This is a genomic window from Streptomyces sp. NPDC048331, assembly GCF_043201215.1.
GTDB lineage: Bacteria > Actinomycetota > Actinomycetes > Streptomycetales > Streptomycetaceae > Streptomyces.
On sequence record NZ_JBICYT010000021.1, the window covers coordinates 1 to 21,294 of the forward strand.

21 protein-coding genes are annotated in these 21,294 nt (G+C 71.9%); 16 read left to right on the forward strand and 5 right to left on the reverse strand.

Going from position 1 to position 21,294, the window contains the following annotated elements; translation table 11 throughout:
* Positions 1-153: 153 nt before the first annotated feature.
* The gene (locus tag ACGFYY_RS26905) at positions 154-663 is read right to left on the reverse strand and encodes a DUF3515 domain-containing protein (protein ID WP_365277813.1); all 510 of its coding nucleotides are present in this window, start codon (positions 661-663) and stop codon (positions 154-156) included.
* A gap of 23 nt (positions 664-686) precedes the next feature.
* Positions 687-920, reverse strand: a complete 234-nt coding sequence (locus tag ACGFYY_RS26910) for an Lrp/AsnC family transcriptional regulator (RefSeq protein WP_030011290.1) — start codon at positions 918-920, stop codon at positions 687-689.
* Positions 921-1,165: 245 nt separating this feature from the next.
* Here ACGFYY_RS26910 and ACGFYY_RS26915 point away from each other — a divergent pair, with 245 nt between their 5' ends.
* Both ACGFYY_RS26915 and thiD read left to right on the forward strand, forming a co-directional pair.
* The gene (locus ACGFYY_RS26915) at positions 1,166-2,149 is read left to right on the forward strand and encodes a thiamine-phosphate kinase (RefSeq protein ID WP_033222867.1); all 984 of its coding nucleotides are present in this window, start codon (positions 1,166-1,168) and stop codon (positions 2,147-2,149) included.
* Positions 2,146-2,946, forward strand: coding sequence for a bifunctional hydroxymethylpyrimidine kinase/phosphomethylpyrimidine kinase (gene thiD / locus ACGFYY_RS26920; RefSeq protein WP_365277771.1), 801 nt, complete (start codon positions 2,146-2,148; stop codon positions 2,944-2,946). Before ACGFYY_RS26915 ends, thiD begins: the two co-directional genes overlap by 4 nt.
* 145 nt (positions 2,947-3,091) lie before the next feature.
* On the opposite strand, the gene rpmB is transcribed toward thiD, so the two are convergent.
* On the reverse strand, positions 3,092-3,277 hold the full coding sequence (gene rpmB, locus ACGFYY_RS26925) for a 50S ribosomal protein L28 (protein WP_365277774.1): 186 nt from the start codon (positions 3,275-3,277) through the stop codon (positions 3,092-3,094).
* Between the two features lie 241 nt (positions 3,278-3,518).
* Here rpmB and ACGFYY_RS26930 point away from each other — a divergent pair, with 241 nt between their 5' ends.
* The 9 genes from ACGFYY_RS26930 (at position 3,519) to mutM (ending at position 12,527) form a co-directional block, all read left to right on the forward strand.
* Positions 3,519-5,189, forward strand: a complete 1,671-nt coding sequence (locus ACGFYY_RS26930; protein WP_393713162.1) for a DAK2 domain-containing protein — start codon at positions 3,519-3,521, stop codon at positions 5,187-5,189.
* Positions 5,190-5,215: 26 nt separating this feature from the next.
* Positions 5,216-7,408, forward strand: a complete 2,193-nt coding sequence (recG, locus tag ACGFYY_RS26935) for an ATP-dependent DNA helicase RecG (protein WP_393713164.1) — start codon at positions 5,216-5,218, stop codon at positions 7,406-7,408.
* Between the two features lie 74 nt (positions 7,409-7,482).
* The gene (rsmD, locus tag ACGFYY_RS26940) at positions 7,483-8,061 is read left to right on the forward strand and encodes a 16S rRNA (guanine(966)-N(2))-methyltransferase RsmD (protein WP_365277783.1); all 579 of its coding nucleotides are present in this window, start codon (positions 7,483-7,485) and stop codon (positions 8,059-8,061) included.
* Between the two features lie 14 nt (positions 8,062-8,075).
* On the forward strand, positions 8,076-8,555 hold the full coding sequence (coaD, locus tag ACGFYY_RS26945) for a pantetheine-phosphate adenylyltransferase (RefSeq protein WP_365277816.1): 480 nt from the start codon (positions 8,076-8,078) through the stop codon (positions 8,553-8,555).
* A gap of 103 nt (positions 8,556-8,658) precedes the next feature.
* Complete coding sequence (locus tag ACGFYY_RS26950; protein WP_393713167.1) at positions 8,659-9,696, forward strand: DivIVA domain-containing protein; 1,038 nt, start codon at positions 8,659-8,661, stop codon at positions 9,694-9,696.
* Positions 9,697-9,819: 123 nt separating this feature from the next.
* On the forward strand, positions 9,820-10,476 hold the full coding sequence (locus ACGFYY_RS26955) for a YceD family protein (protein WP_393713169.1): 657 nt from the start codon (positions 9,820-9,822) through the stop codon (positions 10,474-10,476).
* Positions 10,477-10,478: 2 nt separating this feature from the next.
* On the forward strand, positions 10,479-10,652 hold the full coding sequence (gene rpmF, locus ACGFYY_RS26960; RefSeq protein ID WP_003965982.1) for a 50S ribosomal protein L32: 174 nt from the start codon (positions 10,479-10,481) through the stop codon (positions 10,650-10,652).
* Positions 10,653-10,671: 19 nt separating this feature from the next.
* Complete coding sequence (gene rnc, locus ACGFYY_RS26965) at positions 10,672-11,520, forward strand: ribonuclease III (protein WP_365277792.1); 849 nt, start codon at positions 10,672-10,674, stop codon at positions 11,518-11,520.
* 113 nt (positions 11,521-11,633) lie between these two features.
* Positions 11,634-12,527 carry a bifunctional DNA-formamidopyrimidine glycosylase/DNA-(apurinic or apyrimidinic site) lyase gene (gene mutM / locus ACGFYY_RS26970; RefSeq protein ID WP_365277795.1) on the forward strand — a complete coding sequence of 298 codons (894 nt, stop codon included), beginning with the start codon at positions 11,634-11,636 and terminating at the stop codon, positions 12,525-12,527.
* Here the strand turns inward: mutM and ACGFYY_RS26975 are convergent.
* A complete protein-coding gene (locus tag ACGFYY_RS26975) occupies positions 12,500-12,904 on the reverse strand; it encodes a helix-turn-helix domain-containing protein (protein WP_365277798.1) in 405 nt (134 codons plus the stop codon). The genes mutM and ACGFYY_RS26975 overlap by 28 nt on opposite strands.
* A gap of 127 nt (positions 12,905-13,031) precedes the next feature.
* On the opposite strand from ACGFYY_RS26975, the gene ACGFYY_RS26980 reads away from it, so the two are divergent.
* Positions 13,032-13,643, forward strand: a complete 612-nt coding sequence (locus tag ACGFYY_RS26980) for a flavodoxin family protein (protein WP_030773542.1) — start codon at positions 13,032-13,034, stop codon at positions 13,641-13,643.
* 17 nt (positions 13,644-13,660) lie between these two features.
* Here the strand turns inward: ACGFYY_RS26980 and ACGFYY_RS26985 are convergent, their stop codons facing one another.
* Positions 13,661-14,617: a CAP domain-containing protein gene (locus ACGFYY_RS26985; RefSeq protein WP_393713173.1), complete on the reverse strand. Its 957-nt coding sequence runs from the start codon at positions 14,615-14,617 to the stop codon at positions 13,661-13,663.
* 136 nt (positions 14,618-14,753) lie between these two features.
* On the opposite strand from ACGFYY_RS26985, the gene ACGFYY_RS26990 reads away from it, so the two are divergent.
* The 4 genes from ACGFYY_RS26990 to ACGFYY_RS27005 all read left to right on the forward strand — a co-directional run bounded on the left by ACGFYY_RS26990 (position 14,754) and on the right by ACGFYY_RS27005 (position 21,265).
* Positions 14,754-15,035 carry an acylphosphatase gene (locus ACGFYY_RS26990; protein WP_365277807.1) on the forward strand — a complete coding sequence of 94 codons (282 nt, stop codon included), beginning with the start codon at positions 14,754-14,756 and terminating at the stop codon, positions 15,033-15,035.
* Positions 15,036-15,383: 348 nt separating this feature from the next.
* Positions 15,384-15,602, forward strand: a complete 219-nt coding sequence (locus tag ACGFYY_RS26995) for a hypothetical protein (protein WP_030012524.1) — start codon at positions 15,384-15,386, stop codon at positions 15,600-15,602.
* A gap of 232 nt (positions 15,603-15,834) precedes the next feature.
* The gene (locus ACGFYY_RS27000; RefSeq protein WP_393713176.1) at positions 15,835-19,617 is read left to right on the forward strand and encodes an AAA family ATPase; all 3,783 of its coding nucleotides are present in this window, start codon (positions 15,835-15,837) and stop codon (positions 19,615-19,617) included.
* A gap of 217 nt (positions 19,618-19,834) precedes the next feature.
* Positions 19,835-21,265, forward strand: a complete 1,431-nt coding sequence (locus ACGFYY_RS27005) for a sugar porter family MFS transporter (RefSeq protein ID WP_393713178.1) — start codon at positions 19,835-19,837, stop codon at positions 21,263-21,265.
* Positions 21,266-21,294: the final 29 nt, after the last annotated feature.

The following is a 21,294-nucleotide window of genomic DNA, read 5'->3' on the forward strand; positions in this document are numbered from 1 at the left end:
CCGCTGTCCCGCGCCGCCCGGCCCCCCCCCCCCGCGCGGGGCGGCCCCCCCCCCCGCCCCCCCCCCCCCCCCCCCCCCCCCGCCCCCCCGGGGGGGGGGGGGGCGGGCGGCGGTGTGCCGGGTACCCGCCGCGCGGTGGCGGGTACCCGGCACTCAGTAGGAGGAGATGCCCTCGGGCACGGTCGCGGCGATCGCCGTGGACAGACCGACGAGCATCCCCGCATCCGTGGCATGCTCCTTGTCGACCTGGACCTCGGTGTAGGCCAGCCGCATCCCGGTGGTGAACCGGAACCCCCCGCCGGAACCGTCGCCGAGCTTCTCCAGCAGCCAGGCCACTCCGTTCACGTGGACGCCGTCCTGCTTCGGATCGAGCATCTTGGGGGGCTTGGGGATACCGCACCGCAGTACGATCGCCGAACCGCCCCACGCGGCGGTCAGATCGGACTCCGGCTCGGTACGGGTCCGCGCCAGGCCGGCCACCGTCTCCGGGAGCTCCTTGTGCAGTGCCGCACAGAGCCGCGCGACGGCGTCGGGCGGCGTGGGCGGAGGAGACACCCGGGCTTCGGATCCGCCCGGGGAGCACGCCGCGACGGCCAGGAGGGCCATCGAGGCGGGCAGGGCCGACAGGGCGCGGACACGCAGGGGCCGGTGGTGGAGGGACATCACCGGCCAAGAGTAGACGGGGGCTACAGATGGACCACCGGGCAGGTCAAGGTGCGGGTGATCCCCTCCACCTGCTGGACCTTGGCGACGACCATACGGCCGAGGTCGTCCACGGTGTCGGCCTGGGCACGCACGATCACGTCGTACGGACCCGTCACGTCCTCGGCCTGGATCACCCCCGGGATCTGGCCGATGGACTCGGCGACGAACGACGCCTTGCCCACTTCGGTCTGGATAAGGATGTACGCCTGTACCACGGAACCTCCAGGGCGGCCACGAGGATCATTTCCCCTAACCTTCGGGTGGGCCCCACACGATTGAACGGGCCGGGGGAAGAAGGGACGCCACGGTACCGCGTCGCCGTGCGCCGCGGGGAGACCCGCGGGCCCGGCGCCACGCACAGCGGGGCGTACGGAGAGCAGAAGTTGACGTATCTGTTGACGGTACCCAGAGCTGAGACGGCTCGCGACCGCAAGCGGACTGGGCAAGAAGGGGCACAGCGATGAAGGGCACTGTCGGCGAGCTGGGGGAGTTCGGGCTGATCAGGGAGCTCACCTCACGGCTCACCACCACCCCGGCGGTCCGGCTCGGACCTGGCGACGACGCCGCGGTGGTGTCCGCCCCCGACCGGCGGGTCGTGGCGAGCACCGACATCCTGCTGGAAGGTCGGCACTTCCGGCGCGACTGGTCCACGGCTTACGACGTCGGCCGCAAGGCCGCCGCGCAGAACCTCGCCGACATCGCCGCCATGGGCGCGGTGCCGACCGCGCTGCTGCTCGGCCTCGTCGTCCCCGCCGAACTCCCGGTCACCTGGCCGACCGAGCTGATGGACGGGATCCGCGACGAGTGCCAGGTCGCCGGCGCGGCCGTCGTCGGCGGGGACGTCGTCCGCGGCGACGTCATCACCGTCGCCATCACCGCCCTCGGCGACCTGCGCAACCACGAGCCCGTCCTACGCTCCGGCGCCCAGCCCGGCGACGTCGTCGCCGTCACCGGCTGGCTCGGCTGGTCCGCGGCCGGTTTCGCCGTGCTCTCGCGCGGCTTCCGCTCCCCCCGGGCCTTCGTCGAGGCGCACCGGCGCCCCGAACCGCCGTACCACGCGGGCCCCGCGGCCGCCGGGCTCGGCGCCACCGCCATGACCGACGTCAGCGACGGCCTGATCGCCGACCTCGGGCACATCGCCGACGCCAGCAAGGTACGGATCGACCTGCGCTCGGCGGCGGTCGACATCCCGACCCAGATGCACGACATCGGGCAGGCCGTCGGCGTGGACCCGCTGCAATGGGTGCTCACCGGGGGAGAGGACCACGCGATCGTGGCGACCTTCCCGCCCGACGTGAAGCTCCCCGCCCGCTGGAAGGTCATCGGCGAGGTGCTCAACCGCTCCGCACTGCCCCAGGTGACCGTCGACGGCGCGCCCTGGACCAGCACCGGCGGCTGGGACCACTTCGGGACCGACCCGGCCCCCCAGGACGGCGTGCTGTGAACACCGCCCCGCCGCTGTGCCTGACCGTCGCCGGATCCGACTCCGGCGGCGGCGCGGGCATCCAGGCCGACCTCAAGACCATGCTGGCGCTCGGGGTGCACGGCATGAGCGTGGTGACCGCCGTGACGGCCCAGAACTCGCTCGGGGTACGGGGAGTCTGGGAACTGCCCGCCGAGGCCGTCACGGCCCAGTACCGGGCCGTCGTGGACGACATCGGCGTCCGGGCCGTGAAGACCGGGATGCTCTCCTCCGCCGAACTGGTCGAGACGGTGGCCGCGCTGCTGGCGGACACCCGGGCCCCGGCCGTCGTGGACCCCGTCGGGGTCTCCAAGCACGGGGACGCGCTGCTCGCCGCCTCGGCGCTGGACGCCGTACGCAAGGAGCTGCTGCCCCGGGCCACCGTGGCCACCCCCAACCTGGACGAGGTGGCCCAGCTCACGGGCGTGGTCGTGGAGACCGAGGACGACATGCGCCGGGCCGCCGACGCGATCCTCGGCCACGGCCCGCGGTGGGCGCTGATCAAGGGCGGACACCTCGCGGCGCACGGCCACGAGGCGGTGGACCTGCTCACCGACGGCACCGAGGAACGGTGGCTGCGCGCCCCCCGCCACGACAACCGGCACACCCACGGCACCGGCTGCACCCTCGCTTCCGCGATCGCGGCGGGCCTGGCCAAGGGACTGACCGTCCCGGAGGCCGTCACGGCCGCCAAGGAGTACGTCACGGGCGCCATCGCCGCCGGCTTCGCGCTCGGCGGGGGCATCGGCCCGGTGGATCACGCCTGGCAGTGGCGCTGACCGTGCCGCGACAGCCCGGCCGGGCCTCCGGCCGGGCCTCCGGCCGGGCCGCCCGACAGGCCCCCGGACAAGGCAAAAGGCCGGTTCACCAAAGGTGAACCGGCCTTTTTGGCAACCGGAAAGGGCTGCGCTACGACGGGAGGCGTCAGCGCGAGACCTTGCCGGCCTTGATGCACGAGGTGCAGGCGTTGAGGCGCTTCGGCGTCCCATTGACCACGGCACGGACACGCTGGATGTTCGGGTTCCAGCGACGCGAGGTGCGGCGGTGCGAGAAGGAGATGTTGTTGCCGAAGCTCGGCCCCTTGGCGCAAATGTCGCAGTTGGCAGCCACAGGTCACTCCAAGACTTCTGATGCAATTACAGTGAAACCGGCGCACCGGATTCAGAGGTCTGAAGTGGCTTGCCGGGGGGAATGGCCCGACTCTCATCGGGCAACCGGAGCAGCATACAACGACTGCGTCCGTCCAAGAAAACTACCATGGCCGCCGCTGCCTCCGCCCCGCGCTCCCGACGCCCGGGCGGTCCTTCGTTACCCTGCGGTGAACCCTGGCCCGCACAAGGAGGAACGCCCGGTGCCGCACGAGCCTCAGCCGCATCCCGCCGACGAGCTCGACGCCGAAGCGGTGCGTACCTGGAGCTCGCTGGCCCTGGCCGCACTGGGCCGGGCCCGCGAGGACATCGACGCGATCAACGTCTACCCGGTCGCCGACGCGGACACCGGCACCAACCTCTACCTCACCGCCGAATCGGCCGACCGCGGCCTCGCCGAGGCCTTCCCCGAGGTGACCGACGGCACAGCGCCGACCTCCCTGGCCGAGGCCGTACGGGCCTGGGCGCACGGAGCCCTGGTGGGGGCCCGCGGGAACTCCGGGACGATCCTGGCGCAACTGCTGCGCGGAGTGGCCGACGTACTCGGCGACGAGCCCGCCGCGCCGGGGGAGCGGGCCGGGCAGGGCCCCGGCGGGCTGCTGGCCCGCGCGCTCACCCGGGCCGCCGAGGAGGCGTACGCGGCCGTCGCACACCCGGTGGAGGGCACCATGCTCACCGTCGCCGACGCCGCCGCCCGGGCCGGCGAGGCGGCCGGAGCAGCCGCCGGGACCGCCGTCGACGTGGCCCGCGCCGCCTACGACGGAGCCCGCGCGGCCCTGGCCGAGACGCCCGGGCAGCTCGCCGCACTGGGCCGGGCCGGGGTGGTCGACGCCGGAGGCTGCGGGCTGGTCGTCGTCTTCGGTGCCCTGTGGCAGGCGCTGTCCGGCCAGGAGCCGGTCGCCGAGCCGGTACGCGGCCGCGCGGTGCCCGTGCCGCAGTCGCCGGACCCCTGCGCACAGGAGGAGGACGGGCCCGCGTACGAGGTGATCTACCTGCTGGAGGCCACCGAGGCGGCCGTCGGCGAACTGCGCGAACGCCTCGACGGCCTCGGCGACTCGCTGGTCGTCGTCGGCGGCGACGGGCTGTGGAACGTCCACGTCCACGTCGACGACCCCGGCGCCGCCGTGGAGGCCGGAGTCGTCGCCGGACGCCCGTACCGGATACGGATCACCCACTTCGGTGACGAACGCCGCCGCGCGCGGGGCGAGCGCGCCCAGCGGGCCGTGGTCGCCGTGGTCCCCGGCGAGGGCCTGGCCGGACTGTGCGGGGAGGCGGGGGCGACCCCCGTGCTCGTCCGCCCCGGCGAACCGCCGGCCGTCGCCGAACTGCTCGACGCGGTCCGCCGTGCGCACGCCCGCGAGGTGGTGCTGCTGCCGGGCGGCGCGGAACTGCGCGCCGCCGCGGCCGCGGCGGCCGAACAGGCCCGAGCCGAGGGCGTACGGGTGGCCGTGATCCCCACCCGCTCCGCGGTCCAGGGCCTGGCCGCCCTCGCCGTGCACGACCCGGAGGGCAGCTTCGACGAGGACGTGGTCGCCATGACGGCGGCGGCCGGAGCCACCCGGTACGGGGAACTGGCCGTCGCCGAACGGCAGTCCTTCACCTCGGCCGGCATCTGCCAGGCCGGCGACGTGCTCGGCCTCATCGACGGGGACGTCGCGGTGATCGGCTCGGGGCTGGCCGAGACCGCCGAGGCCGTCCTGGACCGGATGCTGGGCTCCGGCGGCGAACTCGTCACCCTGGTCCTGGGACCCGACGTGCCGGACGCCGTCGCCGAACGCCTGGAGACCTACGTCCAACAGGGCCACCTCGCCGTGGACACCGTCACCTACCGGGGCGGCCGGTACTCGGCACCGCTCCTCGTCGGGGTGGAATAGCGGGCTTGTCGGCGCCATGGTGTGCAATGGAACACGTGCCCGCGCTCGACGAAGACCTCAAGAAGACGCTCGGTCCCGCCACCGCCAAGGTGCTGGCCGAGCAGCTCGGCCTGCACACGGCCCTGGACCTGCTCCACCACTACCCGCGGCGGTACGCCGAGCGCGGCGAGCTGACCTCGCTGGCCGAGCTCGCCGACCAGATCGACGAGCACGTGACCGTCGTCGCACAGGTCGCCGACGCCCGGATCCTGACCTTCAACGGGGGCCGCGGCAAGCGCCTGGAGGTGACCATCACCGACGGCAGCGGCCGCCTCCAGCTGGTCTTCTTCGGCGCCGGTGTCCACAAGCCGCACAAGGACCTGCTGCCGGGGACGCGCGCCATGTTCGCGGGCAAGGTCGGCATGTTCAACCGCAAGCTCCAGCTCTCCCACCCCGCCTACGAGCCGCTCGGTCAGGACGCCTCCGACCGGGACGCCGCCACCGCCTTCGCCAACCAGCTCATCCCGATCTACCCGGCCTGCGCCAAGCTGGAGTCCTGGAAGATCGCCAAGTGCGTGGACGCCGTGCTGCCCAGCGCCCAGGAGGCCGTGGACCCGCTGCCGCCCGCCCTGCGCGAGGGCTGCGGCCTGGTCCCGCTCACCGAGGCACTGCTGAAGATCCACCGGCCGGCGACCAAGGCCGACGTCGAGGACGCCCGGCAACGGCTGAAGTGGGACGAGGCCTTCGTCCTCCAGGTCGCCCTGGCCCGCCGCCGGCACGCCGACTCCCAGCTCCCGGCCGTCCCGCGCCGCCCCGCCCCCGGCGGCCTGCTCGACGCCTTCGACGCCAAGCTGCCCTTCACCCTCACCGACGGCCAGCAGAAGGTCTCGAAGGAGATCTTCGACGACCTGGCCACCGAACACCCCATGCACCGCCTCCTCCAGGGCGAGGTCGGAAGCGGCAAGACGATGGTCGCCCTGCGCGCCATGCTGACCGTCGTCGACAGCGGCGGGCAGGCGGCGATGCTCGCGCCCACCGAGGTACTCGCCCAGCAGCACCACCGCTCCATCACCGAGATGATGGGCGAGCTCGCCGAAGGGGGCATGCTCGGCGGCTCCGACCAGGGCACCAAGGTCGTCCTGCTCACCGGCTCCATGGGGATGCCCGCGCGCCGGCAGGCCCTGCTCGACCTGGTCACCGGCGAGGCCGGGATCGTGATCGGCACGCACGCGCTGATCGAGGACAAGGTGCAGTTCCACGACCTCGGCCTGGTGGTCGTGGACGAACAGCACCGTTTCGGGGTGGAACAGCGCGACGCGCTGCGGTCCAAGGGGAAGCAGCCCCCGCACCTGCTGGTCATGACGGCCACCCCGATCCCGCGCACGGTCGCCATGACCGTCTTCGGCGACCTGGAGACCTCCGTCCTCGACCAGCTGCCCGCCGGACGCTCCCCGATCGCGACCCACGTGGTGCCCTCGAAGGACAAGCCGCACTTCCTCGCCCGGGCCTGGGAACGGGTCCGCGAGGAGGTCGAGAAGGGCCACCAGGCGTACGTGGTCTGTCCCCGCATCGGCGACGGGGACGACGATCCCAAGAAGAAGCCCGCCGGGGACGACGGCGACAAGCGGCCGCCGCTCGCGGTCGTGGAGATCGCCGAGCAGCTCACCCGCGGACCGCTGGCCGGGCTGAGCGTCGAGGTCCTGCACGGCCGGATGGACCCCGCGGACAAGGACGACGTGATGCGCCGCTTCGCCGCCGGCGAGGTCAAGGTGCTGGTCGCCACGACCGTCATCGAGGTCGGGGTGAATGTCCCCAACTCCACCGCCATGGTGATCATGGACGCGGACCGTTTCGGCGTCTCCCAACTCCACCAGCTGCGCGGCCGCGTCGGCCGAGGCTCCGCGCCCGGTCTGTGCCTGCTGGTCAGCGAGATGCACGAGGCGAGCCCGGCCCGGGCCCGGCTGGCCGCCGTCGCCGCCACCCTCGACGGCTTCGAACTCTCCCGGATCGACCTGGAGCAGCGCCGCGAGGGCGACGTACTCGGCCAGGCCCAGTCCGGAGTCCGCTCCTCGCTGCGCATGCTCGCGGTCATCGAGGACGAGGAGGTCATCGCCGAGGCGCGGGAGGAGGCCACCCGCGTCGTCGCCGAGGACCCCGCGCTGGAGAGCCTGCCGGGCCTGCGGACCGCGCTGGACGCCCTGCTCGACACCGAGCGCGAGCAGTACCTGGAGAAGGGCTGAGCGGTACGACCTATCGTTGGAGTGCCGCGGCAGCGCCGGGGCACTCCACCCACCGCCGTACCGAAGGACCCCAGATGACCCGCGTGATCGCCGGCAGTGCCCGCGGGCGACGGCTGGCCGTGCCCCCCGGCACCGGCACCCGACCCACCTCGGACCGGATGCGCGAGGGCCTCTTCTCCACCTGGGAGTCGCTGCACGGCGTCGAGGGGGCCCGGGTGCTCGACCTGTACGGCGGCTCCGGCGCCGTCGGCCTGGAATCGCTCTCCCGGGGTGCGACCCACACCCTGCTCGTCGAGGCCGACGCCAAGGCCGCCAAGGCGATCCGGGACAACATCCGGACGCTGGGTCTGCCCGGCGCGGAGTTCCGCGCCGGCAAGGCCGAGCAGATCGTGGCGGCCAGGGCCGCCGGGGACCCGTACGACATCGTCTTCCTGGACCCGCCGTACGTCGTGGACAGTGCGGACCTGCGGGAGATCCTCCTCACACTCCGGTCCAACGGCTGGCTCACGGACGATGCGCTCGTCACCGTGGAGCGCAGCACCAGGAGCGGTGCCTTCCCGTGGCCGGAGGGCTTCGAACCGCTCCGGTCCCGCAAGTACGGCGAGGGCACCCTGTGGTACGGCCGCGCCGCTCTTGCCGGCGAAGACTCATGAACGAGGGAGCTCAGTTGCGCCGCGCCGTCTGTCCGGGGTCCTTCGACCCCATCCACAACGGACACCTCGACATCATCGGACGTGCCTCCCGGCTGTACGACGTCGTGTACGTCGCCGTGGGGATCAACGAGTCGAAGCAGGGTCTGTTCACCGTCGAGGAGCGGATGGAGCTGATCCGCGAGGCGACGGCCGACTACGGCAACATCCAGGTCGAGGCCTTCCGCGGCCTGCTCGTCGACTTCTGCAAGCAGCGGGACATCCCGGCCATCGTCAAGGGCCTGCGCGCGGTCAGCGACTTCGACTACGAGCTCCAGATGGCCCAGATGAACATGGGCATGTCGGGCGTCGAGACGCTGTTCGTCCCGACCATCCCCAGCTACAGCTTCCTGTCCTCCTCGCTGGTCAAGGAGGTCGCCGCCTGGGGCGGCGACGTCGCCCACCTGCTGCCGGCGCACGTCCACACGGCGCTCCAGGAGCGGCTGCGCGACCGCTGACCGACCGACAGGACGTCAGGCGGTGTCGGGGGCCCACCCCGTGGCCTTACAGTCGTCCCGTCCGTCTCAGGAACCGCCTGAGGCCGAGAGAGTGCGAGCCCCCATGGACGTGCAGAAGAAGCTCGACGAGATCGTCGCGGCCGTCGGCGGCGCCCGGTCCATGCCCATGTCGGCCTCCTGCGTGATCAACCGCGCCGAGCTGCTGGAGCAGCTCGAAGAGGTGCGCCAGGCACTGCCCGGCTCGCTCGCGCAGGCTCAGGAGCTCATCGGCGGCCGGGAGCAGGTGGTCGAGGAAGCCCGTCGCGAGGCGGAGCGGATCATCGACGCGGCGCACAACCAGCGCGGTTCGCTGATCTCCGACACCGAGATCGCGCGGCGCTCCCAGGCCGAGGCGGACCGGATCCTGGACGAGGCCCGCCGGGAGGCGGAGGAGATCCGGGCCGAGGCCGACGACTACGTCGACAGCAAGCTCGCGAACTTCGAGGTCGTGCTGACCAAGACCATCGGTTCGGTGGACCGGGGTCGGGAGAAGCTCCTGGGTCGCGGACCGGGTCTGGACGAGCACGGCTACCCCGACATGGACGCGCCCGAGCGCAGCCACGACCCCGAGACGCAGCGCCAGCAGGCGGACGCCTACGTGGACACCAAGCTGGCGACCTTCGAGGCGGTGCTCTCCAAGACCCTGGAGGCCGTGGGCCGCGGTCGCCAGAAGCTTCTGGGCCGGGTCCCGACGGACGACCTCGGTGTCCACATGGCCGCCCAGGACGCCGTGGGCGGGCAGCCGTCCCGTTCGGCGAGCGACTCGGACTTCCTGGCGGGCCTGGCCGAGCCGGAGCCGCCGCACGGGCAGGCGCCGATCCCGGCGCAGGCGGAGCCCGTGTACGACACGTACGGCTACCAGCAGCCCGCGCAGCCCGCCGCCCAGCAGCAGGACGCGTACGCCTACCAGGACCCGTACGGCGGTTACCAGCAGCAGCCGGACCCGTACGGGGCCTACCAGCAGCAGCCCGACCCCTACGCCGCGTACCAGCAGCAGCCGCAGCAGCCGCAGGACCGGCAGCCCTCGCTCGACGAGACGAGCCTCTTCGACACGAGCATGATCAACCTGGACCAGCTGCGGCAGTACGAACAGGGGCGCTAGGACCGGATTGGGCGCTGGGCGCCGCTCCGGGTATCCTGGCTGTTCGGTCGCGCGTATGCACCGCGATCCATGCTGCCCTAGCGCGGCGGAATTTTTGATCTTCAGCGATCTGTGAAAGCAGGAATGGCCCTGAACACCCGCCTCGACCACCGCAACCCCCTCGTGTTCGACACGCACGAGCTGGGTCGGCGTCCTGGTGCCATGCAGCGGCTGTCCCGTGAGATCGCGGCACCGGCGGACTTCGGTCTCGCCGGCGTCATCGGAGTGCCGGAAGGCGCCCCGGTGAAGCTCAACCTCCGCCTGGAGTCGGTCATGGAAGGGGTGCTTGTCACAGGCACCGCCCGTGCGTCGGCCGTAGGGGAGTGCGTAAGGTGTCTGGAGACCGTCGAGCGCGAGCTCAAGGCGGACTTCCAGGAGATGTTCTCGTACCCTGACGCCGACGACCGGAGCCGCTCCAAGGCGGAACCGGCCGACGACGCCGAGGACGACGAGGACACGCTCTTCCTCGAGGACGGCTTGTTCGACCTCGAACCCGTGCTGCGGGATGTGGTGGTGCTCGCACTGCCCATGCAGCCGGTGTGCCGGGAGGACTGTCTCGGACTGTGCCCCGATTGCGGGCTCAGCCTGAACGACGACCCGGACCACCACCATGACGCCGTCGACATCCGTTGGGCGGCATTGCAGGGACTCGTCGTGACCGATCAGGACGACGAGAAGGACAACATGAGCGGCACTGCCTCTGACGGAGTTCAGGGCGCCGCCGAGAAGCAGGAGAAGTAGCCGTGGCTGTTCCGAAGCGGAAGATGTCGCGCAGCAACACGCGCCACCGCCGGTCGCAGTGGAAGGCTGCGGTCCCCACCCTGGTTTCGTGCGAGCGTTGCCAGGAGCCGAAGCTCCAGCACATTGCGTGCCCGAGCTGCGGCACCTACAACAAGCGCCAGGTCCTCGAGGTCTGAGCGGCTGGTGAGAGGCGCAATGTCTGAGCTGTCCAACGCTGAGAAGCAGGCAGACAGTAACAACGCGGCCTCGTCCCACAAGCTTCTGGAAGGGCGGCTCGGGTATCAACTCGAGTCCGCCCTTCTGGTGCGTGCACTGACCCACCGCTCGTACGCGTACGAGAACGGCGGTCTGCCCACCAACGAACGGCTGGAGTTCCTCGGGGACTCCGTGCTGGGCCTGGTGGTCACGGACACGCTGTACACGACCCACCCGGATCTCCCCGAAGGCCAGCTGGCCAAGCTTCGGGCCGCGGTGGTCAACTCGCGCGCATTGGCGGAGGTCGGGCGCGGCCTCGAACTCGGCTCCTTCATCCGGCTCGGCCGGGGCGAAGAGGGCACGGGTGGCCGGGACAAGGCCTCCATCCTCGCCGACACCCTTGAAGCGGTGATCGGCGCGGTCTACCTCGATCAGGGCCTCGACGCGGCCTCGGAGCTGGTCCACCGGCTCTTCGACCCGCTCATCGAGAAGTCCTCGAACCTCGGGGCCGGCCTGGACTGGAAGACCAGTCTCCAGGAACTCACGGCGGCCGAAGGCCTTGGCGTGCCCGAGTACCTGGTCTCCGAGACCGGTCCGGACCACGAGAAGACCTTCACCGCTGCCGCTCGCGTCGGTGGTGTCTCGTACGGCACCGGCACCGGCCGCAGCAAGAAGGAAGCGGAACAGCAGGCCGCGGAGTCCGCATGGCGCGGGATCCGCGCCGCCGCGGACGAGCGGACCGCGGCCGCGGCAGCCGCCGCGACCACCGCTCCGGCCGAGGTTCCGGCTTCGGCCGGGACCGAGAACGGCGGGGTGCCGACGCCCGCCGACTCGGCGTCGGACGCCTGACCCTTCCTTCGGGATGTACCCGCCCGCCCCTGCCTCGCAGGGGCGGGCGGTTCCGTTTCCGGCCGGCCGGTACGCTCGCCGGGAGCGTCAGTTCCACTCCCCGGAGGTGCCCCGTGCCCGAGTTGCCCGAAGTCGAAGTCGTGCGGCGGGGGCTGGAGCGCTGGGTGGCCGGGCGGACCGTCGAGGCCGTCGAGATCCTGCACCCGCGGGCCGTTCGGCGGCATCCGGGCGGCGGGGCGGACTTCGCGGCGCGGCTGCGCGGGGAGACCCTCGGGGTGCCGCAGCGGCGCGGGAAGTACCTGTGGCTGCCGCTGGCGGGCCGGGACCTGTCGATTCTCGGGCACCTCGGGATGAGCGGGCAGTTGCTGGTGCAGCCCGCGGACGCCCCGGACGAGAAGCACCTGCGGATCCGGGTGCGCTTCACCGATTCCGACAGCGGCTCCGCCGCGGGCGCCGCCGGGACGGAACTGCGCTTCGTGGACCAGCGGACCTTCGGTGGTCTCTCGCTGCACGAGGTGGCCGCCGACAGCACCGACGGGCTGCCCGACGTGATCGCGCACATCGCGCGCGACCCCCTGGACCCGCTCTTCGACGAGGGCGCCTACCACCTCGCGCTGCGTGCCAAGCGGACCACCGTCAAGCGGGCGCTGCTCGACCAGTCCCTGATCAGCGGGGTGGGCAACATCTACGCGGACGAGGCGCTGTGGCGCGCCAAGCTGCACTACGAGCGCCCCACCGCGGGTCTCACGCGCCCCCGGAGCGCGGAACTCCTGGGCCACGCCCGGGACGTCATGAACGCCGCCCTCGCCGTCGGCGGCACCAGCTTCGACAGCCTCTACGTCAACGTGAACGGGGAGTCGGGCTACTTCGATCGTTCGCTCGACGCCTACGGGCGCGAGGACGAACCCTGTCGGCGTTGCGGCACGCCGATACGACGCCGACCGTGGATGAACCGGTCGAGCTACTTCTGCCCGCGCTGTCAGCGACCGCCGCGCGTGGCGTCGTAGGACTCACGAGCACCCAGCACCGCCGGCATGTTGCCTTCCAGGCAGTGGATGAGCGCGAGCAGTCGGTCCGCGACCTCGACGCCGAGCGGGGTCAGTTCGTAGTCGACGCGCGGCGGGTTCGTGGGCTGCGCCTCGCGGTTGACTATGCCGTCGCGCTCCAGCGCGTGCAGGGTCTGGGAGAGCATCTTCTCGCTCACGCCGTCCACCCGGCGGCGCAGTTCGTTGAAGCGGCACGGGCCTTCGCGCAGGGCGCCCACGGTGAGGCTGCCCCAGCGGCCGGTGACGTGCTCGAGGGTTTCCCGGGACGGGCAGGCGCGCGCGAACACGTCGAACGGTTGTCCGATGTCGGCCGCTTCGGTACAGGCAGGGGTCTCCATGCCCACCAGCGTACTCTCCGGTAGCGCTAACCCGAGGGTTGCGCTTTCTAAAAGTTAGTGATTCTCTTTCTCTCGTCGCACCACGTCCCGTGCCGCGACGAGAGTTTTCCCGAGGGAGAGATCAGCCTTGTCCGCAATCACGCACACCCCCGTCGTCTCGATCGCCTACCACTCCGGCTACGGCCACACCGCCGTCGTCGCGGAGGCGGTGCGCAGCGGCGCCGTGGACGCCGGGGCGACCGTTCACCTGATCAAGGTCGACGAGATCGACGACGCCCAGTGGGAGCTGCTCGACGCGTCCGACGCGATCGTCTTCGGATCCCCGACGTACATGGGCACCGCCTCCGGCGCCTTCCACGTCTTCGCCGAGGCCTCCTCGAAGCGCTGGTTCGGCGACGCCTGGCAGGACAAGGTGGCGGCCGGCTTCACGAACTCCGCGTCCAAGAGCGGCGACAAGCTGCACACCCTGCAGTTCTTCCAGATCCTGGCCGCGCAGCACGGCATGAGCTGGATCAACCTGGGCCTGAAGCCGGGCTGGAACTCCAGCACCGCCTCCGAGAACGACCTGAACCGTCTCGGCTTCTTCGCCGGCGCCGCCGCCCAGTCCAACTCCGACGAGGGTGCGGACGCGGTCCACAAGGCTGACATCGCGACCGCCGAGCACCTGGGCCGCCGCGTCACCGAGCAGACCCGCATCGTCATCGCGGGCCGCGCGGCCCTGGCCGCCGCCGCGGTCTGAGCCCACGCGGACTCGGCTCAGAAACCGAAGTCCTGGGTCCACCAGGGGCCGCCGGCCGCGACGTGGACGCCGACACCCACGGTGCGGAACTCGCAGTTCAGGATGTTCGCCTTGTGGTCCGGGCTGTTCATCCACGCCTTCATCACGGCCTCGGCGTCACCCTGGCCGCGGGCTATGTTCTCGCCGCCGAGGCCTGAGATCCCGGCCTTGGTGGCGCGGTCCCAGGGAGTGTTGCCCTCGGGGTCCTCGTGGCTGAAGAAGCCGCGGGTGGCCATGTCCAGGCTGAAGGCTCCGGCCAGGGTCGCGAGCGGCGGGTTGGCGCGGACCGGGCCGCACCCGGCCAGTGCGCGCTCCTGGTTCACCAGCTCGACGACGGCGGCCTCCTCCGCGGAGTGGCCGTCCAGGGGCGGGCGGGGTGCGGGGGTGGCCGACTTCGAGGGGGTCGGCGTGGGGGCCTGGCTCGTGGCCGGTGCGGGGACGACCGGTGCGACCGGTGCGGCGGAGGTCGCCCGGGGGGCCTTGGGAGACGGGGCCTTGGTGGACGGAGCCGGCGCGACCGAGGTGGAAGGTGCGGCGGACGGCGAGGCGGAGGCGCTCGGGGAGGCCGAGGGGCTCGGGGACGCCGAGGCGCTGGGGGAGGCGGATGCCGACGGGGCCGCCGAGGCCGACGGCTTCGGGGACGCGCTGCCCGAGCCGGTACCGGCGGAGGCGCGGCCGGACAGGTTCACCAGGCCGTTCTGCTGCGGCAGCGCCGCGTCGGGGCCGGTCGAGGCTTTGGCCTTGGCCGCCGGGGTGGGGGAGTCCGTGCCGCTGACCCCCACATAGGGGAAGGAGTCGGCGACCGGCACCATGCCGGTGGTGACGGCCGCGGTGCCGAGGGCGACGGCCACCGAGACCCCCAGCAGGCCGGTGCGCAGGGCGGTGCCGCGCTTGCCACCGCTGTGCGGCGCGGCGGGGAGACGGTGACGGCCCATCGGAGCGTGCCTTCCTTGCCGGTTCAAGATCATCCCTTACCCACCCAAATGGGTGAGTTCATTGGTGCGCGACTGTACGCCATGGGGCCAGGGGGGCGATGTGTCCCGAAAGTGCCGGCCCGGTTAGCGTTCACGCATGAATGAAGATGTCCGTCTGACCGCCTGGGTGCGCGGCCGTGTGCAGGGAGTGGGCTTCCGCTGGTTCACCAGGGAGAACGCCTTGGGGATCGGCGGGGTCGTCGGCTTCGCGCTCAACCTCGACGACGGGCGAGTGCAGGTGGTCGCCGAAGGTCAACGTGAGAATTGCCACCGGCTCCTCGATTGGTTGCGCTCCTCCGACACGCCCGGGCGGGTGGACGGAGTGACAGAGATCTGGGGCACACCGCGCGGTGGCTACGACGGATTCGGGATGCGATGACCGATCGACTGATCATGCACTCATCACATCTCTGACCGTCCGCACCCGGTCGGAACTGCGCATTCGTCGTCGACGCGTTGCCGACGAGGGCGATCCGTGGAAGGCTCGAAGTTGAGGATGATCTCCACACCCCTTGCGGGGACCGGGGCGCCCGCGGATACGGGGCGTGATCGTGTTGACCGTCAAACTTTTTGGTGAGACGCTGGAAGCCCCGCGCACCTGAGCTGTTTGGCAGTGTTGGCAGTAGTAAGCGCAGTGACTGTCAGTCGCTGCCGGACATCCGCGGGTGCGATTCCCTCACGACCCACACCGCTTCGGTCGGTCACTCAGTGTGGAGGACCATCCATCATGGCAAAGGCGCTTCTCGGTTACGTCGGCGGTTCCGACCCGCGACTCCTCGCCGAGATGCGACGGCTTCAGCAGCGCGTCCAGGACCTCGAGTCCGAGCTCGTACGGATTCAGTCCGAAAATGACGCGCTGAACGCGGCCGCCGCTCAGCACGACGGAGACTCGCTGCTCGGCAGCATCGACATCGACGTACCCCAGGCGGAGCCTGCGCTCACCTGACCCGCGCTTCACCCGACGCTCGACTCCAGCCCGCATGATCTGCAAGGGACGCTTCGGCGTCCCTTCTTTCTTTCCTCGTCCTCCGCCGCTCCTCCGCGCCCTCCCACCGTCCCCGCCCCCGACGGCCGCGCCGGGGGCCACAGGGCCAGGTGGGGGGCCTGATCCCATTGGCGTCAGTTGTGCCCAGCACCTTCATGGGTGAAACCGAACGCGAAAGGTAGAGTCCGGCGGCGTGCACCTCAAGTCCCTGACCCTGCGTGGCTTCAAATCCTTCGCGTCCGCCACCACCCTGCGCTTCGAGCCCGGCATCACCTGTGTGGTGGGCCCTAACGGATCCGGCAAGTCCAATGTGGTGGACGCGCTGTCCTGGGTCATGGGTGAACAGGGGGCCAAGTCCCTGCGCGGCGGGAAGATGGAAGACGTCATCTTCGCCGGGACCACGGGGCGTCCGCCGCTCGGGCGCGCCGAGGTGTCCCTGACGATCGACAACTCCGACGGCGCGCTGCCCATCGATTACGCCGAAGTCACCATCACCCGGATCATGTTCCGCGGCGGCAGCAGCGAGTACCAGATCAACGGGGACACCTGCCGCCTGCTCGACATCCAGGAGCTGCTCTCCGACTCGGGCATCGGCCGCGAGATGCACGTCATCGTCGGACAGGGCCGGCTGGACTCCGTACTGCACGCCGATCCCATGGGCCGCCGCGCCTTCATCGAGGAGGCGGCCGGCGTACTCAAGCACCGCAAGCGCAAGGAGAAGGCGCTGCGGAAGCTGGACGCGATGCAGGCCAATCTCGCGCGCGTGCAGGACCTGGGCGACGAGCTACGGCGCCAGCTCAAGCCCCTGGGACGGCAGGCGGCCGTCGCCCGGCGGGCGGCCGTCATCCAGGCGGACCTGCGCGACGCGCGGCTGCGACTGCTCGCCGACGACCTGGTCGTGCTGCGGCGCGCCCTCGACGCGGAGATCGCGGACGAGGCGGCGCTCAAGGAGCGCAAGGAGGCCGCCGAGGCCCAGCTCGCGGGCGCCGTGCGGCGCGAGGCGGAGCTGGAGGAGGCGGTACGGGAACTCGCCCCGCGGCTGCAACGGGCGCAGCAGACCTGGTACGAGCTGTCGCAGCTCGCCGAACGCGTCCGGGGGACCGCCTCCTTGGCCGACGCGCGGGTCAAGAGCGCTTCGGCTCCGCCCGAGGAGGAGCGGCGCGGCCGTGATCCCGAGGAGATGGAGCGGGAGGCCACCCGGATCCGCGAGCAGGAGGCGGAACTGACGGCGGCTCTGGAGGCGGCCTCGCGGGCGCTGGAGGACACCGCCGAGCACCGGGCTGAGCTGGAGCAGGAGCTGGCCGAGGAGGAACGTCGGCTGCGGGACGCCGCGCGGGCCATCGCCGACCGGCGCGAGGGGCTGGCACGGCTGACCGGACGGCTCGGCGCGGCCCGCTCCCGCGCGGGGGCGGCGCAGGCCGAGATCGACCGGCTCGTCGCGGCGCGGGACGCGGCCCGGTCCCGGGCGGCCGCCGCGCAGCAGGAGTACGAGGCCTTGGCGGAGGAGGTCGGCGGCCTCGACGACCCGTCGGCCGACACGGACCACGAGAGTGCGCGGGACGGGCTGGCGCGGGCGGAGGCGGAACTGTCCGCCGCCCGTGAGGACCTGTCCGAGGCGGAGCGCTCCCGGGCGGCGGTCTCCGCGCGGCGCGACGCGCTGGCGCTGGGGCTGCGCCGCAAGGACGGTACGGGCGCACTGCTCGAAGCGGGGGAGCGGCTGGCCGGGCTGCTGGGACCGGCGGCGCAGCGGCTGTCGGTGACCCCCGGGTACGAGGTGGCCGTGGCCGCCGCACTGGGCTCGGCCGCGGACGCCCTGGCGGTGGCCTCTCCCGGGGCGGCGGCCGACGCGATCCGCCACCTGCGCGAGGCGGACGCGGGCCGCGCCACCCTGCTGATCGCCCCGGCGGCGCCGACCTTCCCGGGCCAGGCCTCGGCCGGACCGGCGGACGGGGCACAAGGAACGGACTCCGGGCGAACGCGCGCCGCGCAAACGGTCGCCGGGGGAACGGTCACCGGGGGAGCGGACCCCGGCGGTGCGTTCCCCCACCCGGCCCCCTCCCGGGACGGAGATCTTCCTGCGCCCGCCCCGCAGCCGGCGGCGGCGAGCGTGGGTACCTCCGTGCCGAGCCCGGCCCCGGGCCTGGAGCCGGCCGTGGACGGCGGACCCACGGGTGCGCCCGTGCCGGTCGCCGGACTCGTCGGCGGGGACGCGGAGGTGCGGCGGGCCGTGGCATGGGTGCTGCGGGACCACGTCGTGGTCGCGACCCTGGACGCGGCCGAGGCGCTGGTCGCGGAGCGGCCCGACGCGGTGGCCGTGACCCTCGAAGGAGATGTGCTCGGGGCGCACCTCGCGCACGGCGGTTCCGCCGGGGCGCCCAGCCTGATCGAGGTGCAGGCCGCCGTCGACGAGGCCGCGGCCGAGCTCGACCGGCTGGGCGTGCGGTGCGCGGAACTCGCCGAGGCCCGGACGGCCGCGCAGAACCACCGGCAGGACGCGGCCGCCCTGGTCGAGGAGCTCGCCGAGCGGCGGCGCGCAGCCGAGCAGGCCCGGGCCGGGGTCGCCCAGCAACTCGGGCGGCTCGGCGGGCAGGCGAAGGGCGCCGAAGGCGAGGCCGAACGCAGCGCCGCCGCCGCGGCCAGGGCCCAGGACGCCCTGGAGCAGGCGCTGGCCGAGGTGGAGGAGTGCGCGGAGCGGCTCGCGACCGCCGAGGAGATGCCGATGGACGAGGAGCCGGACGGCTCCCGGCGGGATCGGCTCGCGGCCGACGGCGCCAACGCCCGGCAGACCGAGATGGAGGCCCGGCTGCAGCTGAGGACCCTGGAGGAGCGGGTCAAGGGGCTGGCCGGACGGGCGGACTCGCTGGACCGCGGGGCCCGTGCGGAACGCGAGGCGCGGGCCCGCGCCGAGCGGCGCCGGGCGCGGCTGCGCCATGAGGCGGAGGTGGCCCGGGCGGTGGCCGACGGCGCCCGGCAGCTCCTCGCGCACGTGGAGGTGTCGCTCGGCCGGGCCGACGAGGAGCGGGTGGCGGCCGAACGGGCGAAGGGCCTGCGCGAGCGGGACTTCGCCGAGGCGCGCAACCGCGGCCGGGAACTGAAGGGGGAGCTGGACAAGCTCACCGACTCCGTCCACCGCGGCGAGGTGCTCGGCGCCGAGCAGCGGCTGCGCATCGAGGCCCTGGAGGCCCGCTCGCTGGAGGAGTTCGGCATGGAGGCCGCCGGGCTGGTCGCCGAGTACGGCCCTGACCAGCCGGTACCCCCGTCCCCGCCCGCCGACGGCGAGGTGCTGCCGGAGGACCCGCAGGACCCGCGCAACCGGCCCGGTCCCTTCGTCCGGGCCCAACAGGAGAAGCGGCTCAAGGTGGCCGAGCGCGCCTACCAGCAGCTCGGCAAGGTCAACCCGCTCGCTCTGGAGGAGTTCGCCGCGCTGGAGGAGCGCCACCAGTTCCTGAGCGAGCAGTTGGAGGATCTCCGTAAGACGAGGGCCGATCTCCTTCACGTCGTGAAAGAGGTCGACCAGCGCGTCGAGCAGGTCTTCACCGAGGCCTACCGGGACACGGCCCGGGAGTTCGAGGGCGTGTTCTCGCGCCTGTTCCCCGGCGGCGAGGGCCGGCTGATCCTCACCGACCCCGACAACATGCTGACGACCGGCATCGATGTGGAGGCCCGTCCGCCGGGCAAGAAGGTCAAGCGGCTGTCGCTGCTGTCGGGCGGCGAGCGCTCGCTGACCGCCGTGGCGATGCTGGTGTCCATCTTCAAGGCGCGCCCCAGCCCCTTCTACGTGATGGACGAGGTCGAGGCGGCGCTCGACGACACCAATCTGCAGCGGCTGATCCGGATCATGGAGGAGCTCCAGGAGAGCTCGCAGCTGATCGTCATCACGCACCAGAAGCGGACGATGGAGGTCGCGGACGCGCTCTACGGCGTCTCGATGCAGGGCGACGGGGTCTCCAAGGTGATCAGCCAACGCCTCCGCTAGGTCGAGCTGTTCATGTATTGAAGACAATGTGCCAACAGTGGCGGGGAGGACCGGTCACTCATCGGGTCTTGACTTCAGAAAGTGAAGTCATAGGCTCTGCTCTGGCGTGTGGACGTTCAGGTGGTGGTGCGCAGTTTGCTGTGCGCCACTAGAGGAACACGCGCAACGACGAATCCCCCACACAGCCCGCCGTCGCCGCCGGGCCCAGGAGCGCACCTTGACCAGCACAGCGAACGCACCCGCGTCAGGCGGTGGAAACCCGGCTCAGCCCGACCACCTCGGCCACGTCATCTTCATCACCGCGGCCGCTGCCATGGGCGGTTTCCTCTTCGGCTACGACAGCTCCGTCATCAACGGCGCGGTGGAGGCCATCCGCGACCGCTTCGACGTCGGCTCGGCGGCGCTCGCCCAGGTGATCGCCGCGGCGCTGATCGGCTGCGCCATCGGCGCCGCCACCGCGGGCCGCCTCGCCGACCGGATCGGCCGAATCCGCTGCATGCAGATCGCCTCGATCCTGTTCACCGCGAGCGCCATCGGTTCGGCCCTGCCGTTCGCCCTCTGGGACCTCGCCATGTGGCGCGTCATCGGAGGCTTCGGCATCGGCATGGCCTCCGTCATCGGCCCCGCCTACATCGCCGAGGTCTCGCCGCCCGCCTACCGCGGCCGGCTGGCCTCCTTCCAGCAGGCGGCCATCGTCATCGGCATCGCCGTGTCGCAGCTGGTCAACTGGGGCATCCTCAACCTCGCCGATGGCGACCAGCGCGGTGAGATCGGCGGGCTCGAAGCCTGGCAGTGGATGCTCGGCGTGATGGTCGTCCCGGCCGTGCTCTACGGCCTGCTGTCCTTCGTCATCCCGGAGTCCCCGCGCTTCCTCGTCTCGGTCGGCCGCACGGAGAAGGCCAAGGAGGTCCTGCGCGAGGTCGAGGGCTCCGGCATCGACGCCGACGCCCGCATCCGCGAGATCGACCACTCGATGCGCTCCGAGGTGAAGTCCACCTTCAAGGACCTGCTCGGCGGCCGCTTCGGCTTCCTGCCCATCGTCTGGATCGGCATCGGCCTCTCGGTCTTCCAGCAGCTGGTCGGCATCAACGTGATCTTCTACTACAGCTCCTCGCTGTGGCAGTCGGTCGGCATCGACGCGAGCTCCTCGTTCCTGTACTCCTTCGAGACCTCGGTCGTGAACATCATCGGTACGGTCATCGCGATGATCTTCGTGGACCGGCTCGGCCGCAAGCCGCTCGCCCTCATCGGCTCCGTGGGCATGGCGCTGTCGCTCGGCACGGCGGCCTGGGCGTTCTCGTACAAGACCGGAACCGGCGACGACATCTCGCTGCCGCACGCCCAGGGCATCACCGCCCTGGTCGCGGCCAACCTCTTCGTCCTCTTCTTCGCCCTCTCCTGGGGCGTGGTGGTCTGGGTGCTGCTGGGCGAGATGTTCCCCGGTCGCATCCGCGCCGCCGCCCTCGGTGTGGCCGCCTCGGCCCAGTGGATCGCCAACTGGGTCATCACCGTCACGTTCCCGTCGCTGTCCGACTGGAACCTCTCGGGCGCCTACATGATCTACACGTTCTTCGCCCTGCTCTCGATCCCCTTCATCCTCAAATGGGTGCCGGAGACCAAGGGCAAGGCGCTGGAGGAGATGGGGTAACCACCCCCGCCAACGCCCCTTCTCCTCGA

Coding starts and splice junctions, on each gene's coding strand:
- ACGFYY_RS26955 (WP_393713169.1), top strand. CDS start 9,820: ATGGCCCTGAACACCCGCCTCGACCACCGCAACCCCCTCGTGTTCGAC.
- ACGFYY_RS26950 (WP_393713167.1), top strand. CDS start 8,659: ATGGACGTGCAGAAGAAGCTCGACGAGATCGTCGCGGCCGTCGGCGGC.
- recG (WP_393713164.1), top strand. CDS start 5,216: ATGGAACACGTGCCCGCGCTCGACGAAGACCTCAAGAAGACGCTCGGT.
- rsmD (WP_365277783.1), top strand. CDS start 7,483: ATGACCCGCGTGATCGCCGGCAGTGCCCGCGGGCGACGGCTGGCCGTG.
- ACGFYY_RS26990 (WP_365277807.1), top strand. CDS start 14,754: ATGAATGAAGATGTCCGTCTGACCGCCTGGGTGCGCGGCCGTGTGCAG.
- ACGFYY_RS26915 (WP_033222867.1), top strand. CDS start 1,166: ATGAAGGGCACTGTCGGCGAGCTGGGGGAGTTCGGGCTGATCAGGGAG.
- ACGFYY_RS26995 (WP_030012524.1), top strand. CDS start 15,384: ATGGCAAAGGCGCTTCTCGGTTACGTCGGCGGTTCCGACCCGCGACTC.
- rnc (WP_365277792.1), top strand. CDS start 10,672: ATGTCTGAGCTGTCCAACGCTGAGAAGCAGGCAGACAGTAACAACGCG.
- ACGFYY_RS26905 (WP_365277813.1), bottom strand. CDS start 663: ATGTCCCTCCACCACCGGCCCCTGCGTGTCCGCGCCCTGTCGGCCCTG.
- ACGFYY_RS26985 (WP_393713173.1), bottom strand. CDS start 14,617: ATGGGCCGTCACCGTCTCCCCGCCGCGCCGCACAGCGGTGGCAAGCGC.
- ACGFYY_RS26975 (WP_365277798.1), bottom strand. CDS start 12,904: ATGGAGACCCCTGCCTGTACCGAAGCGGCCGACATCGGACAACCGTTC.